This window comes from Serpentinicella sp. ANB-PHB4, from assembly GCF_031432315.1.
Taxonomy (GTDB): domain Bacteria; phylum Bacillota; class Clostridia; order Peptostreptococcales; family Natronincolaceae; genus Serpentinicella.
The window spans coordinates 1-15,328 of record NZ_JAVKGO010000004.1 but is presented as its reverse complement, the minus strand read 5'-3'; the positions used below and the strand labels follow the sequence as shown (position 1 = coordinate 15,328).

General features: G+C 32.4%; 14 protein-coding genes. All 14 read left to right on the top strand.

The genetic code is table 11. The features are described from left to right. Nucleotides 1-75 precede the first annotated feature (75 nt). The 14 genes from RH915_RS04635 (at nt 76) to RH915_RS04570 (ending at nt 15,086) form a co-directional block, all read left to right on the top strand. A complete protein-coding gene (locus RH915_RS04635; RefSeq protein ID WP_310478215.1) occupies nt 76-426 on the top strand; it encodes a four helix bundle protein in 351 nt (116 codons plus the stop codon). A gap of 86 nt (nt 427-512) precedes the next feature. Beyond that, entirely contained in the window at nt 513-1,139 is a 627-nt protein-coding gene (locus RH915_RS04630) for a sugar transferase (RefSeq protein ID WP_310478213.1), read from the top strand. A gap of 103 nt (nt 1,140-1,242) precedes the next feature. Next, entirely contained in the window at nt 1,243-2,091 is an 849-nt protein-coding gene (locus tag RH915_RS04625) for an NAD-dependent epimerase/dehydratase family protein (protein ID WP_310478212.1), read from the top strand. A gap of 288 nt (nt 2,092-2,379) precedes the next feature. Beyond that, nucleotides 2,380-3,309: a glycosyltransferase family 2 protein gene (locus RH915_RS04620; protein WP_310478211.1), complete on the top strand. Its 930-nt coding sequence runs from the start codon at nt 2,380-2,382 to the stop codon at nt 3,307-3,309. A gap of 132 nt (nt 3,310-3,441) precedes the next feature. Beyond that, nucleotides 3,442-4,539 (top strand): non-hydrolyzing UDP-N-acetylglucosamine 2-epimerase, encoded by a 1,098-nt coding sequence (wecB, locus tag RH915_RS04615; protein ID WP_310478209.1) that lies wholly within the window; start codon nt 3,442-3,444, stop codon nt 4,537-4,539. A gap of 2 nt (nt 4,540-4,541) precedes the next feature. Continuing rightward, complete coding sequence (locus tag RH915_RS04610) at nt 4,542-5,849, top strand: nucleotide sugar dehydrogenase (RefSeq protein WP_310478208.1); 1,308 nt, start codon at nt 4,542-4,544, stop codon at nt 5,847-5,849. A gap of 11 nt (nt 5,850-5,860) precedes the next feature. After that, nucleotides 5,861-6,943 carry a Gfo/Idh/MocA family protein gene (locus RH915_RS04605; protein ID WP_310478207.1) on the top strand — a complete coding sequence of 361 codons (1,083 nt, stop codon included), beginning with the start codon at nt 5,861-5,863 and terminating at the stop codon, nt 6,941-6,943. Continuing rightward, nucleotides 6,940-7,500: an acyltransferase gene (locus RH915_RS04600; RefSeq protein ID WP_310478206.1), complete on the top strand. Its 561-nt coding sequence runs from the start codon at nt 6,940-6,942 to the stop codon at nt 7,498-7,500. Before RH915_RS04605 ends, RH915_RS04600 begins: the two co-directional genes overlap by 4 nt. 18 nt (nt 7,501-7,518) lie before the next feature. Further along, entirely contained in the window at nt 7,519-8,643 is a 1,125-nt protein-coding gene (locus RH915_RS04595; RefSeq protein ID WP_310478205.1) for a DegT/DnrJ/EryC1/StrS family aminotransferase, read from the top strand. A 35-nt stretch (nt 8,644-8,678) separates the two neighbouring features. Further along, a complete protein-coding gene (locus RH915_RS04590) occupies nt 8,679-9,770 on the top strand; it encodes a glycosyltransferase (protein ID WP_310478204.1) in 1,092 nt (363 codons plus the stop codon). Nucleotides 9,771-9,888: 118 nt separating this feature from the next. Continuing rightward, a complete protein-coding gene (locus RH915_RS04585) occupies nt 9,889-11,178 on the top strand; it encodes an O-antigen polymerase (RefSeq protein WP_310478203.1) in 1,290 nt (429 codons plus the stop codon). Then, a complete protein-coding gene (locus tag RH915_RS04580) occupies nt 11,150-12,322 on the top strand; it encodes a glycosyltransferase family 4 protein (protein ID WP_310478202.1) in 1,173 nt (390 codons plus the stop codon). Before RH915_RS04585 ends, RH915_RS04580 begins: the two co-directional genes overlap by 29 nt. 65 nt (nt 12,323-12,387) lie before the next feature. Then, nucleotides 12,388-13,668 carry an oligosaccharide flippase family protein gene (locus tag RH915_RS04575; protein ID WP_310478201.1) on the top strand — a complete coding sequence of 427 codons (1,281 nt, stop codon included), beginning with the start codon at nt 12,388-12,390 and terminating at the stop codon, nt 13,666-13,668. A gap of 23 nt (nt 13,669-13,691) precedes the next feature. Beyond that, entirely contained in the window at nt 13,692-15,086 is a 1,395-nt protein-coding gene (locus RH915_RS04570) for a phenylacetate--CoA ligase family protein (protein WP_310478200.1), read from the top strand. Nucleotides 15,087-15,328 lie beyond the last annotated feature (242 nt).

The following is a 15,328-nucleotide window of genomic DNA, read 5'->3' as shown; positions in this document are numbered from 1 at the left end:
TAGCGAAACAATAGTTAAACAATTGTTTAACGATGGTTTAATGATAGTTCTACTATTGTTAAAGGAGGTAATGGTATGTTTAGTTTTCAGAACCTGCAAATCTATCAACTGGCAAAAGACATAGTTAAATTCAATTATAGATTAACTAAGAAGTTTCCAAGTGAAGAAAAGTATGCACTCATACAGCAAATGAATAGAGCAGTAGTTTCTGTACCAAGTAATATTGCTGAAGGAACAAGTAGAAAAAGCAATAAAGATAAAGCTCATTTTGTTAATATAGCTTATGGATCATTGATGGAGCTAGTCTGTCAGATGGAAATAGCGTTAGAACTTGGATATATAGAGGAAAGTGAATATGATGAATTTATAATAATGGTTAAGAATTTGTCCGTGAAGATGAGCAATTACCTTAGAACTATAGTTTAACTATTGCACAACAAATGATAATGAAAGGGAAGAGCTTTGTAACGATTGTTCAACAATTGTTTAACAACTGCTCAACGGTGATAAATATGTATGTAAAATATTTCAAGCGATTAATAGACATAGTATTATCTTTAATAGCCCTTATCTTGCTATCACCGCTATTACTATTGTTAGTACTAGCAATCAAACTCGACTCCCCAGGTCCCGTCCTCTTCAAACAAAAAAGAGTCGGAATCCATAAGAGTCATTTTAATATACTAAAATTTCGAACCATGAGAATAGACACACCAAAAGACACACCAACCCATTTGCTAGACAACCCAGACCAATGGATTACAAAAGTTGGTAAGTTCTTAAGAAAGACAAGCTTAGACGAACTGCCACAAATTATAAATATCCTAAAAGGAGATATGAGCATTATCGGTCCAAGACCAGCCCTTTGGAACCAATATGACCTGATTAAAGAAAGAGATAAGTACAAAGCCAACGATGTACCAGTAGGCCTAACAGGATGGGCACAAATTAACGGCAGAGACGAACTTGAGATTGATGTGAAGGCAAAACTTGATGGGAAGTACGCTGAGAAGATTGGATTCATAATGGATGTCAGATGCTTCTTTGGGACAATATTCAGTGTTCTTGGAAGCGATGGTGTTGTTGAAGGCGGGACTGGAAAGAAAAAAGCTGATAAAGAAGAGTCATTGAAACAATAGCTAAACTATGGTTAAACAATTGTTTAACTATTGATAAACAACTGCTGAACTATTGTTTATAGCCAACTGACCAACTGTCCAACTATAACGAGGTGAAATGATAATGAAGCGAGTTATAATCACTGGTAAAAACAGCTACATAGGGACAAGCCTAGAGAACTGGCTATTAAAAGAACCCACTAAATATAAAGTAGACACCATTGATATGAAGGATAACTCTTGGAAAGAGAAGGACTTCAGTTCATATGATGTAGTATTTCATGTAGCTGGGATAGCTCATATAAAAGAAACATGTGATAATCAGGATCTTTATTATAAAGTAAACAGGGATTTGGCCTATGAAGCTGCTCAAAAAGCAAAACAAGATAGAGTAGAGCAGTTTATTTTTCTAAGTTCAATGAGCGTTTATGGTATTGAGAATGGCGTTATCGATATAGACACACCACTCAAGCCAGATAGCGCTTATGGAAAGTCGAAGATTGAAGCAGAAGGGCTTATCAATAAACTACAAGATGATTCGTTTATTGTAGCGACTTTAAGGCCGCCTATGGTCTATGGAAAGGGATGTAGAGGCAACTATCCAAGATTAGTTGGTCTAGCTCTTAAGACTCCAATTTTTCCAAAGGTAGATAATAAGCGCAGTATGATCTACATAGACAACTTATCAGAGCTTGTTAAGCAACTCATCGATAACAGAAGTGGAGGATTATTCTTTCCACAGAATGCTGAGTATGTAAACACTAGCGAGATAGTGAGGTTAATTGCTGAAGTTCATGGAAAGAAGATTATGACGACTAAGTTATTTAATCCATTATTAAGGCTGCTGAATGTAAGTACAGTGAATAAGGTATTTGGTGACTTGGTGTATGACATGAATATGTCTGAGTACGAGAATGATTATAGAGTTTGTGGGTTAAGTGTATCATTAGCGAAGACAGAAGGTAGGACCTAGCTAATGATGGTAGATGAAAATTACAGCGTTTTAATGTGTGCATATACACAAGAAAAACCTGATTATTACAAAGCAGGTATTGAGAGTACGTCAATCAAACACAATCTTCTGAAGAGATAGTGTTTGTTAAGGATGGACCAATATACGTGGAGCTAGATAAAATCATAAATCATTATGAATCAAACGATTTCGATTTATTTGCTAGGAAGGCAAATAACAAAGGGTATAAAAAAATATAGGAATGAGTTAATAGCTAGAAGAAAATAGAGAAAGGGGGAGTATGAATAAATGATTAAGTCTAGTACGAGAGTGAGTGTGATTATACCAACATATAAACGTGAGGTTAAGTATCTATTAAGGGCTATAAATTCGGTTAAGAATCAAACTTATAAGAATACTGAGATAATTGTTGTTGATGATAATCCACCAGGTTCTGAATATAGAAAAAGAATGATGGATTTTATGAAACAATACACCAACGATTCTGATGTTATTTATTATGTGAATGAAACGAATATGGGGGGGGCTTTAGCGCGGAATAATGGAATAAATGTAGCGACAGGAGATTTTATTACATTTTTAGATGACGATGATGAGTATTTGACTAAAAAAGTTGAGAAACAATTAAATTTTATGATAGAGAAAAATTGTGATATGTCATTTACAGATTTGAAATTAGTTAATGATAATAAAGTTGTTATAGATTATCGTGAATATCCTAAATTAAATAGCTTCGACAAACAAGGGCTTTTAAAGTATCATATTATGAGACATCTAACAGGGACACCAACTTTTATGTATAAAGCTAGTAAACTCAAAGAAATTGGTGGTTTTGAAGATGTAAAGATGGGACAAGAGTTCTATTTAATGCTGAAATCAATAGAAAATGATTTGAAAATTTGCTATTTCCCAGAGTGTGATGTTAGAGCATATAGACATAATAAAGGTGGGATTTCCCAAGGAAAGAATAAAATAATTGGAGAAAATGAGCTTTTTGAATTTAAGAAGAAATATTTTAATATTTTTACAACAAGAGAGAAGATGTTTATAAGATTTAGGCATTATGCAGTAATGACAATGGCTTATAAGCGAAATAAGCAATACTTTAGAGCTTTAAAAAATGTCGTAATTATGTTTGTGTCATCGCCAATTGATTGCATAATAGAAGGGAGATGTTTCATTCTAAGGACACTGCCTAAAAGAGAAAGGAAAAAATGATTTTATGAGCTTATACAAAAATAGTAGTTGAACAGAAAAACAGATACTTAACTTGGTATGGACATTGCATACTTTAATTGCTTTTAAAATGCTAAAAATTAATATAAGATTAATAGTATGGGAGGCTTCGAAGTGAAATTGATTACAATAATTGGTGCACGGCCACAATTCATAAAGGCCGCACCTTTTTCGGAAGAGTTTAGAAAAAATAACCAAGAAATTCTTGTGCACACAGGCCAGCATTATGATGCGAATATGTCGGATGTTTTTTTTGAAGAGCTAGGCATACCAAAACCTGACTATAACTTAGGGGTTGGATCTGGTAGTCATGGTAAGCAAACTGCAAAGATGCTGGAGGGCATAGAAGAAATAATTCTAAAAGAGAAGCCTGATGGGCTGCTTGTTTATGGTGATACTAATTCTACCTTAGCAGGGGCGCTAGCAGCAAGCAAGCTACATATCCCTGTATACCATGTTGAAGCTGGACTTCGTAGTTATAATAAGCTAATGCCAGAAGAACAAAATAGGATTTTAACGGATCATATTTCAGACATGCTACTCTGCCCGACTCAAACGGCGGTTAAAAACCTCAGTGAGGAAGGTATTACAACTGGCGTAGTTAATACTGGGGATATCATGTACGATACAGTAATTAGAAATATTAATATTTCTGAGCAAAAATACGTTAATGGAAAATGGTTTGACGAATTAGTAAAAGAAAATGGTAGCATAAGAAAACTGAATGAAAAAGAGTACTACTTAGCAACGATTCATAGGGCGGAAAACACTGATAATCCAGATAAACTTGTAAATATTTTTAAAGCATTTAGTAAGTTGGAGAAGCCTGTATTGTTACCTTTGCATCCAAGAACTAAGAAATTAATTGAGGATTTAGAAATTGACTTCAGTAATATCATAATTATCAAGCCGATAGGTTACTTATTAATGCTCTATTTAACATCTAATGCCTATATGGTAGTAACTGATTCTGGAGGATTGCAGAAAGAAGCCTATTATCTTAAAACACCATGTACAACACTGAGAGATCAGACTGAATGGGTAGAAACATTAATTAATGATTGGAATGTATTAAGCCCTACTGATGAGGATTCGATTACAAGTACGGTAACTAGAAAGTTAACTTGCTTTAATCATCCGCAACCAGATCTATTTGGGGATGGACATACAGCTAAATATATATGTGAAGCAATTAAAAAAGGGGGAATTTAATTATGAGCAATTTAAAAGAAAAACTATTAAACAAAACTGCGGTACTTGGTGTTGTAGGACTTGGGTATGTTGGTCTACCACTAGCGGTTGAAAAAGCTAAAGCAGGGTTTAAAACTATTGGTTTCGACGTACAAGAATCTAAAGTTAAAATGGTGAATGATGGCCAAAATTATATTGGTGATGTTGTTAATGAGGATTTAGAACAAATCGTGAATTCTGGGTTGCTTGCTGCAACGATGGACTTTGCAGAAGTAGCGAAAGCCGACTGCGTTTGCATTGCTGTTCCAACACCACTGGACGCTTATCAGCAACCAGATATAAGTTATGTTAAGGCATCTGCTGAAAGTATTGTTCCACACATGCATAAAGACATGTTGATTATTCTTGAATCAACTACATATCCAGGAACAACAGAGGAACTTTTAAAGCCAATTCTAGAAAAATCAGGGCTTAAGTGTGGAGAAGACTTCTATCTTGCGTTTTCACCTGAAAGAGTAGACCCTGGTAATCTAATTTATAAAACTAAGAATACACCTAAAGTTGTAGGGGGTATTACGCCTAAATGTACAGATGTTGCAGCAGCCCTATATGAATCAATTCTTGAAGCTCCAATTCACAGAGTGTCTTCTCCAGCTGTAGCGGAGATGGAAAAAATATTGGAAAACACTTATAGAAACGTGAACATTGGTCTTGTCAATGAACTTGCTATTCTTAGCAATAGGATGGGTATTAACTTCTGGGAAGTAGTTGATGCGGCCAAGTCTAAACCTTATGGATTCCAAGCTTTTTATCCCGGACCTGGACTTGGTGGACACTGCATACCATTAGATCCTTACTATTTATCTTGGAAGGCTAGAGAATATGGTTTCCATACATCAATGATAGAGTCTTCGATGATGGTAAATGATAGAATGCCTGAATACTGTGCTGAAAGGGCTAGTAAAATCCTAAACAGATTTAAGAAAGCAATGAGTGCCTCAAGAATATTAATCCTAGGAGTAGCTTATAAACAAGATATTGATGATTATAGAGAAAGTCCTGCTATTAGAGTAATTGAAGAACTTGAAAAAGAAGGTGCTGAAATAGTTTACTTTGATCCTTTTGTTTCCGAATATCATGAGCATGGTGTTGTTAAAAAAGGAGAACCTGAATTAACTGCAGAACTAATTGAAAGTGCAGATCTTGTTATTGTAACAACAGCGCACACGAATGTTGATTATGACTTTATCCAGAAACATGCAAAAGCAATCTTTGATACAAAGAACGCAATGAAACAAATAGATAAACGTGATAATATCGAATTGTTATAGGAGGGCTTACTTTGAGTTTAAAATTCGCAATTATCGGATGTGGAAGAATTTCACCAAATCATTTAGCTGCTGCACTTGTGAATGAACTTGATATTGTAGCATTATGTGATATTGAAGAGTCGAAGATGAATGAAGCTATTGAAAGACATGAACTTCCAATAGCTACTAAGAAATATGTAGATTATAAGGAAATGCTTAATATTGAGAAGCCTAAACTAGTAGCAATATGTACGGAAAGTGGAAAACATGGACAAATTGCATTAGATTGTATTGAAGCTGGAGCTAATCTTATCATCGAAAAGCCTATTGCACTTTCATTAGAAGAAGCAGATAAGATTATCGAAAAAGCCAATGAAAAGAATATCAAGGTTAGTGCATGTCATCAGAATAGATTCAATAAATCTGTTCAAAAAATTAGAGAAGCAGTTGAAGACAACCGTTTCGGTAGACTTATGCATGGCACTGCCCATATCAGATGGAATAGAGGAGAAGACTACTATAAACAGGCACCATGGAGAGGGACCTGGGAACAAGATGGTGGAGCTCTAATGAATCAGTGTATTCATAATATTGATCTTCTTAGATGGATGATGGGGGACAACATTACTGAAGTAGTAGGTATGACAGATAACTTGATACATGGATTCATTGACGCAGAGGATTTAGGAATGGCCCTAGTGAAATTTGCAAATGGAAGTTATGGTATTATTGAGGGAACAACAAACATATATCCACAAAATCTCGAAGAAACACTATATATTTTTGGGGACAAAGGAACAGTTAAAGCAGGAGGTAAGTCTGTTAACCTAATTGAAGAATGGCAGTTTGCAGACAATCTAGATAACCCAGAAGAAGTTAAAGAGAAATATCATGAAAACCCACCAACCGTTTATGGTTTCGGTCATAATCCACTTTACGCAGATGTCATTGACGCTATCAAAAATGATAGACAACCTTATGTAACAGCACTTGATGGAAGAAATGCACTTGAACTCGTTCTTGCTATTTACAAATCTGCAGCGGAAGGAAAGAGTGTACAACTTCCACTTGATAAATGTGGTACACTAGATTTTAAAGGAAGGTTCGACAGATGAGTTATTTCGTTCATGAGAGCAGCTACATAGATGATGATGTAACAATAGGTGAAGGTACAAAAATTTGGCATTTCTGTCACATTCATAAAGATGTTCAAATCGGAGAAAAGTGTTCCTTAGGCCAAAATGTTAATGTGTCAAGCAATGTTAAAGTTGGAAATGGTGTGAAAATACAAAACAATGTGTCTGTTTATGAAGGTGTAGAACTTGAAGACTATGTATTTTGTGGTCCTTCTATGGTGTTTACAAATGACTTAACACCAAGGAGTAAATATCCTAAAGGGCCTACAGGTTACAAAAGGACATTAGTAAAGCACGGTGCTTCTATAGGTGCAAACGCAACAATTGTTTGTGGTAATACAATAGGTGAGTGGGCTATGATTGCATCTGGCGCCGTTGTAACAAAAGATGTACCTGATTATGCACTAATGGCTGGAGTACCTGCAAAACAGATTGGATGGGTGTGTGAATGTGGAATGCCCTTAAAAGAAAATAATAAATGTGATGAATGCGAGAGAAATTATATTCTTGAAAATGAAGGGCTAAAAGAAAAATAGTTTTTGGGAGTGATGGTTTTGGAATTTAGAGACTTAAAGGCTCAATATATCAAATATAAAACTCAGATTGACTCAGGAATACAGGAAGTTTTAGATAATACTAATTTTATTGGAGGAAAGGAAATAAAAAGCTTAGAACAAAGATTAGCTGAATATGTAGGCGTTAAACACTGCATTACTTGTGCAAATGGGACCGAAGCAATGACACTCATTATGATGGCATGGGATATAAAAGAAGGTGATGCAGTTTTTGTTCCTGATTTTACATTTTTTTCAACAGGAGAAATTGTTTCATTTAGCGGTGCTACGCCAATTTTTGTTGATGTAGATAGGGACACATTTAATATTGACACAGTTAAATTAGATAGAGCTATAAATAAAGTACTAGAAGAAGGGAAACTAACACCCAAAGTGATCATACCAGTAGATCTTTTTGGCCTTCCAGCTGATCACATTGAAATCGAAAGAATTGCAAAGAAATATAATCTAAAAGTTCTTGAAGATGGGGCGCAAGGTTTTGGAGGAAGTATCAATGGTAAAAAAGCATGTAGTTTCGGGGATGCTGCTACAACATCATTTTTTCCTGCGAAACCATTAGGTTGTTATGGAGACGGAGGAGCTATTTTTACTGATGATGACGAGCTTACCGAACTACTGAATTCATTGAAGGTTCATGGAAAAGGGGATAATAAGTACGACAACGTGAGAATAGGGGTTAACTCTAGACTTGACTCTATTCAAGCAGCAATACTTAATGTAAAATTAACAGCTTTTATTAATCATGAACTTGAGGATGTAAATAGAATTTACAATGTTTATACAGAAAAACTAAAAGATGTTGTTGAAACGCCAGTAATACCCAAAGGATATATATCAAGTTTTGCTCAATATACAATTAAGTTAAAGAATAAAGAAGAAAGAGATGGTCTACAAGCTAAGTTGAAAGAAGATGGCATCCCAAGTATGATTTATTACGTAAAGCCAATGCACAGGCAAGGCGCATTCGATGAACATTATTATAATGATAGTGATTTCAAAGTGACAAATGAGTTGTGTGATACTGTACTGTCACTACCTATGCATCCGTATCTGAGAAATCAAGATGTTGAAAGAGTATTTAATTCAATAAAAAAATTCAAGTAGGGAAAGAATTCGTTAGATTCTTAGGGTGGTGTTGAATGAAAAAAGTAATAATGATTGTGACTAATAGGTATGATCCGGATGTAAGGGTGCATAAAGAAGCTAAGTATCTTGTTAGCAGAGGGTTTGAAGTTGAGATTTTATGTTGGGATAGAGAAAACGACTATATAAATGATGCAAACGAAGAGATAGAAGACATTAAGATCACCAGGTTTTTTCCATATTCGAAATATGGAACAGGATATAAACAGTTAAAATCATTCTGTAAGTTTATTTTAGAAGTTAAAGAGTATTTAAAAGACATTGATTATGATTTTATGCATTGTCATGATTTAGATGGTATGGTAGTTGGTACCTATATAAAAAAAAATAACTCCAAGCTAGTTTTTGATATGCATGAAATTTATGAATTACAAGGTAATAAAAAAAAGACAAAATATTTAATACGACTAATTGTAAACTACTATCAAAAAAAGGCAGATCATATATTGTATGTAAACAAAATACAGAAAGAAACGTCTAACCAAACAACAAAAATGATTTATTTACCAAATTATTCAGAGAAAAAACTGTTGGGGAATATAGATAAAAATTTATCAGAAAAAATAAACATATCTTATATAGGTTCAGTTAGACAATATGAGGAATTCAGAAATTTATTTGAAGCATGCAAAAACATGGAAAAGGTTAGAATTTCTATACATGGCGCAGGCATTGCATTCAAGGACTTAAATGAGTTACAAAAAAAATACAACAATGTTACTACTACAGGAGTTTACGACATTAAAAAGTTACCGCTATATTACAGTGAAGCTGATATAATTTATGCTGTATATCCTAAAAAAAATATTCAACACATGAATTCATATCCTGTAAAATTCTATGAAGCAATCATTACGGCTACGCCTATTATAGTAAGCAAAGGTTCCATTCTTGAAAAGTTTGTAATTGATGAAGATATTGGATTTGTTGTTGATGGAGATAAAATTAATAATATTAAAAATGTGATTGAATATTTAGTAAACAATCCAGAAATAATTTATCAAAAGAAAAACAGGATTGAAAAACTTAAGCATAAATTTACATGGGAAGAAATTGTTGGTAACTTGGATTATATTTATTCTAGTTAAAATTACACTATTATATATTTTTATAAACTGTTCAACTTGCGGTAAAAATATCGTTTAATTAATTTGAAAGTAATACTTACTAGCATGATTTGAACTATGAAGCAGTGGAGGCTTGTGAATGGTTATTAAAAGCAAATTAGTTAAAAATTATTTTGTGTTGTTATCCTATATGATGCTGCTAATAATTTCATATGGGTTATTTATAGATCCTGTTTTTAATCAGGCTAGTATGTTCAATAATTTCAATTTAGTAAAATTTTTTGAATCTGTTTTTGTCTTTTCATGTTTATACATTGCAATTCCAAAAGAAGGCAATAGACCCTCTGCAGTAACTACAAACATTTTATATGTATTAATGGTAATTCCTTTTATTTCTTTATACTCAGCACATGATGAAAATAGAATATTCATGTATTATTTTACATCGAGCTTTATGTTAACACTTTTAACAATTAAAGTATTACCGCGTGTAAGACTAAAGTTCTTTAAAAATTCTCAGTATATTTTAATTTTTATGATTCTATGCATGTCCATTTATACATATGGCGAATTATTTAGATTAAACGGAGTACCTTCTTTGCAAGCTCTTAATTTGCTTGAAGTATATGATGTCAGAGAATTGACTAATTACAGTAGTAGCTTATTAATAAGGCTATCATCTTGGCAAGCAAGAATTATAAACTCTTTTATTATGTTGGTGGCCTATGAAAAAAAGAACAAAAAACTCTTTTTAGTTGCTGCATTTTTTCAGGTAGTTCATTTTTTATATGTTGGTCATAAATCGTTTCTATTTTTTCCTTTATACGTTTTTGCTGTTTACTACGCAGCTAAAAAGAAAAAAATAGTTGAGTTGCTTTTAGCAAGTTTAATATCAGTGGTTGTTATATCCTTAGTAGCATATTACTTATTTGATAATATTATAATTGGCTCGTTATTTATACGAAGAGTTAGTTTTGTTCCAGCTCAAAATAGTTTTTATTACTATGATTTTTTTTCGCAAAATGATTTTATTTTTATGTCAACATCATATCTACAATGGTTTTTTGATAGTCCAATATATAGTGAGAGAATAACAAATATGATAGGAAGGATTTACTATGGAAGACCATTTATGTCAGTTAATACTGGTTACTTAGGAGAAGCTTATTCCAACTTTGGATATTTTGGGATGCTTTTCTTTTCACTGTTTCTTTCCATTTTACTTAAATTGATGGATTCTATAGCAAAAACATCTAACAGTATAATATCTTTGGTCCTTATGTCCTCAGTTATGTATATTATGGTGGATAGTTCATTTATGGTATCATTAATATCACATGGAATTATAATTAGTGTTATTATAGCTTATTTACAAGCTAGTTATAAAAGGAGTAGAGAAGATGAAAATATTAATGATTGTACAGAATGACTTTGTAAATGATACACGTGTTTTCAAAGAAGCAAAAACATTAGGTCAAGAAGGTCATACAGTACAAATATTAGCATTACATTCAAAAGACTTATGTCAAAATGAGAGTTTTGGTAATTTTAATGTTAAGAGAATTATATTAAAAACAAGGGATAAGTTAAGTAATAGAAATAGGTATATACAGGCTATTAAATATCTTGAATTCTTTAAAAAGTGTTTAGACTTTGCTAGGAAATTTAATCCCGATATTATACATTGTCATGATGTATATACAGTGCCTATTGGATTTAGAATTAAAAGACAATTAAAATCAAAACTAGTATATGACTCACATGAATTGTGGAGTAGAGTTCATAATGTAGAATCTTTACCTAGGATAATTAGTAAAATTACCAAATATTTTGAGAAAAAAGCTGTTACTGAAAGTGATACAGTTATAACTGTAAGTGATTCCATTTCAAATTACTTTGTGAAACACTATGAGCTAAAAAATAAACCGTTAGTTTTAAGAAACATTCCGAATAAAAACACACTTACTAATTCTAGTAATCTACTACGAAACAAATTAAATATTTCACCTGAAGAAAAGATTATATTGTATCAAGGGGCTGTTCAGGTAGGGAGGGGAGTAGATAAGATTATAAAATTACTTCCAAACTTAGATAGTAGGATAGTTCTTGTGATTTTAGGGGGTGGGCCATTAATCGATAAAATTAAAGATTTGGTGTCATCTTTAGATATGAATGCAAGAGTTTTTTTTCATGAAAGTGTTAATCAAGAAGAACTAATTGATTACACAAGTTCAGCTGACTTAGGTATTCATTTGATGCAAAATATTTGTTTAAATCATTACTATGCTTTACCTAACAAAATTTTCGAGTACTTACAAGCTGGCATACCTATCGTCTGCAGTGAATTTCCAGAAATGAGAAAAATAATAGAAGATTATCGTGTAGGTATGACAGTTGATCCAGAAAAATTAGAAAAAACAGCGAAAGAAGTTAATTCTTTAATATTAGACCAGGAGCAAATGAAATTAGTTAAAGAAAAAGTAAGGCAAGCACGTCAAGTATTATGTTGGGAAAATGAACAAAAAATACTGGTTGATGCTTATAACAACTTAGCAAAAGATTTTAATAAATAAAACTATACAATAATAATTCACGATATATAGATAAAATAATCTGAATATTAAAAGAGGGTTTTAATGTGACAACAATAATTAAACAATCCCAAAAGTTATACCGTGAGGGTTTCTTTCACGTTATGCTTGGTAATACACTAGTCAAAGCGATTGCTTTTATTTCAAGCATAGTCATTGTTAGGTTAGTGGATAAGCAAAGTTATGCATATTTAGCATATGTAAATAATTTGTATGCATATATAGCTCTATTTTCAGGTTTTGGTATGTCTTCAGCATTACTAAAGTATTGTTCGTCAACTGCTGATATATCGTCTAATAAAGCTTTTTTTTATTTTGCAATCAAATATGGATCCATTTTTCAGTTTGTTTTAACAATAGTTTTACTAGGATATATGTATATTGCCGAAATACCATTCCCAGAAGCAAGGTCATTGGCATTATTATTTATACTAATGCCTGTTTTGACATATGTCTTGCAAACTACTCAATCATACGTAAGGTCTCAAAGAAATAACAAGCTCTATGCTCAAATAGGTGTTACCCAAACTATTATAGTATTTATTTTTAGCATACTATTTGTATTGACTTTAGGCATTAAAGGAGTACCAATGGCACGTTACTTGGGGGTCACAATTGGAATAATCGTTGCAATCCGGTACGTCCGGAATAGTTTTATAGGCAGCATAACTATAACATTAAGTAGATCTCAAATTAAGAGTTTTATTCTAATGGGTAAATCATTAATGATTGCAAACTTATTCTCAATGATAATGCCCCTAAATGAGTTGTTTTTAATTAATCATTTGCTTAGGGATGAAGCGATAACAGCAAATTATAAAATCGCAATGCTTATTCCTTCTCAGTTATCTTTTATAACTGGATCAATAATGGTATATTATTTTCCTATTATCGCTCAAATGACTAAGAATAAGAAAATTTTAAAAACTTCAATAAATGTACAGTTATTAGCAGCTTCAATTATTGGATGTATAAGTTTAATAGGTTATATTTTCACACCCTATATAATTGAATTTGTTTATGGAGATATATACTCTGATGCTATGACACTTTCTAGATTGTTTTGGCTAGTGTATGCAATAAATTCTGGCTTTAGAATGATTCCAATGAATATTATGCCAGCTATTGGGAGGGTTAAATTTAATGAAAGAATGGCTATTATCACGAGTATAGTTCATTTACTAGTTGATTATTTGTTACTAAGCAAGTTTGGGATAAGTGGAGCCATATACGCGACACTGAGTGTATACTTAATATCTGGAACTATCTATTGGTATTATTTAATAAAAATTTGTCATGCAGATGCAGATGCAAATATTGTTATATAATAAAAGTTTCAAGTGGATATATCATGGATTTAGAGACTAGAGTGGGAAGTGAGGTATATAGGTGCATGAAAAAGACTGCGTTCAAATTGTTTCAGGTGTTTAACAATAGGGGATTACTTAAAATATACAAACAATTACAAAATAACTTAGATAAAAGTTACGAGAGTTTATTAGCGGAGCAGAATAGTAAGCTTAGTAAAATAATTGAATATTCTTTCGAGAATGTCCCTTATTATAATGATATAATGAAAAACAGACAAATTGATCCAAAGTGTATTAATTCAATTAAGGAATTGAAAACTCTTCCTATTATAAATAAAGACATAATAAAAAATAATATTAAACAATTTTACTCAAATGAAATAATAGAGTACGTTAATGGTGCAACCGGCGGTACAACAGGCAGCTCATTAAGTTATCGAATGTCAAGGGATGATTATCTTTTAAGTAAGGCTATACTGTATAGGGGATGGGGGTATGGAGGCTATAATTTAGGGGATACAGTAGTTACCATAGCGGGTAGCTCTTTAGTACCGAATAATAATAATGGATTTAAAAATAGAGTTCTAGAAATACTTCAAAGTAATTACCAACTGTCTTCATATAATATTACAGAGGAAACTTTGTCAGAATATGTAATGAAAATAAATGCAGAAAAACCTAAATTTATAAGAGGGTATGCCTCTTCCTTAAATGAGTTATCAAAATTTATTATTAAGAATAATATAAAAACGATAAGGCCAATGGCTGTTTTTTCGACAGCTGAAATGCTGACAAATGAGTATCGCGTTCTTATCGAGCGAGCTTTTTCTACGAAAGTATACGATCAATATGGGTTAAATGATGGTGGTGTTACTGCTTTTGAATGTGAGGAACATTCGGGATATCACATTGATATGGAAAGAAGTATTTTAGAAGTAGTTGATGATTATGGAAATCCTGTGAAAGAAGGAGAGCCAGGAAGGATAATTGCTACTAGTTTAACTAATTATGCTATGCCGTTTATAAGATACGAGACTGGTGATGTGGGTATTATGGCTTCGGGAGTTTGTAAATGTGGCTTACCATTTAGGCGTTTAGAAAAAATAATTGGAAGAACAGATGATATGATTAAAACAAGACAAGGAAAAAGAATACATTCTAGTTTTTTAAGGAAGATAATAAGAAGCTATGATTATATTGACAAATTTCAAGCTGTTCAAAATGATTATTACACATTAAGTGTAAGTATAGTGGTTAAAGAATTTTACAAAAGAGAAAATTATTTAATCTATGAGAAAGAAATACATGATGAAATAACCGATTATTTTACAAAAAATAGTATTGATCTAAAAGTAAAAATTGATGTGGTTGACTCAATCGAATTAAGCGATTCCGGTAAGCAAAGATTTTTTATATCAAACTTAGAAGAGCAATGAATTAGAATATTTCTTAGAAAAAAAAACTCTCTGAATAGACCATTAGCATTCATTCAAAGTTCATATTGCTTGTTCCATAGAGGTGGCTGATCGGTCAGGCATCCTAAATGCTTTATACCATCTAGTTTTCGTTCTACAAACGTAGCGAAACACCCCTTGCTTTTAGGCTCTTTGTCAATAGTTGGGGTGGGATTATATTTAATCCCGCTCCATTATTACATTAGAGCCTATTTTAGTATAAT

Excerpts from the sequence above, each read along its gene's own strand:
- RH915_RS04635 (WP_310478215.1), top strand. The coding sequence starts at position 76 with ATGTTTAGTTTTCAGAACCTGCAAATCTATCAACTGGCAAAAGACATA.
- RH915_RS04630 (WP_310478213.1), top strand. The coding sequence starts at position 513 with ATGTATGTAAAATATTTCAAGCGATTAATAGACATAGTATTATCTTTA.
- RH915_RS04625 (WP_310478212.1), top strand. The coding sequence starts at position 1,243 with ATGAAGCGAGTTATAATCACTGGTAAAAACAGCTACATAGGGACAAGC.
- RH915_RS04620 (WP_310478211.1), top strand. The coding sequence starts at position 2,380 with ATGATTAAGTCTAGTACGAGAGTGAGTGTGATTATACCAACATATAAA.
- RH915_RS04610 (WP_310478208.1), top strand. The coding sequence starts at position 4,542 with ATGAGCAATTTAAAAGAAAAACTATTAAACAAAACTGCGGTACTTGGT.
- RH915_RS04600 (WP_310478206.1), top strand. The coding sequence starts at position 6,940 with ATGAGTTATTTCGTTCATGAGAGCAGCTACATAGATGATGATGTAACA.
- RH915_RS04590 (WP_310478204.1), top strand. The coding sequence starts at position 8,679 with ATGAAAAAAGTAATAATGATTGTGACTAATAGGTATGATCCGGATGTA.
- RH915_RS04585 (WP_310478203.1), top strand. The coding sequence starts at position 9,889 with ATGGTTATTAAAAGCAAATTAGTTAAAAATTATTTTGTGTTGTTATCC.
- RH915_RS04580 (WP_310478202.1), top strand. The coding sequence starts at position 11,150 with ATGAAAATATTAATGATTGTACAGAATGACTTTGTAAATGATACACGT.
- RH915_RS04570 (WP_310478200.1), top strand. The coding sequence starts at position 13,692 with ATGGATTTAGAGACTAGAGTGGGAAGTGAGGTATATAGGTGCATGAAA.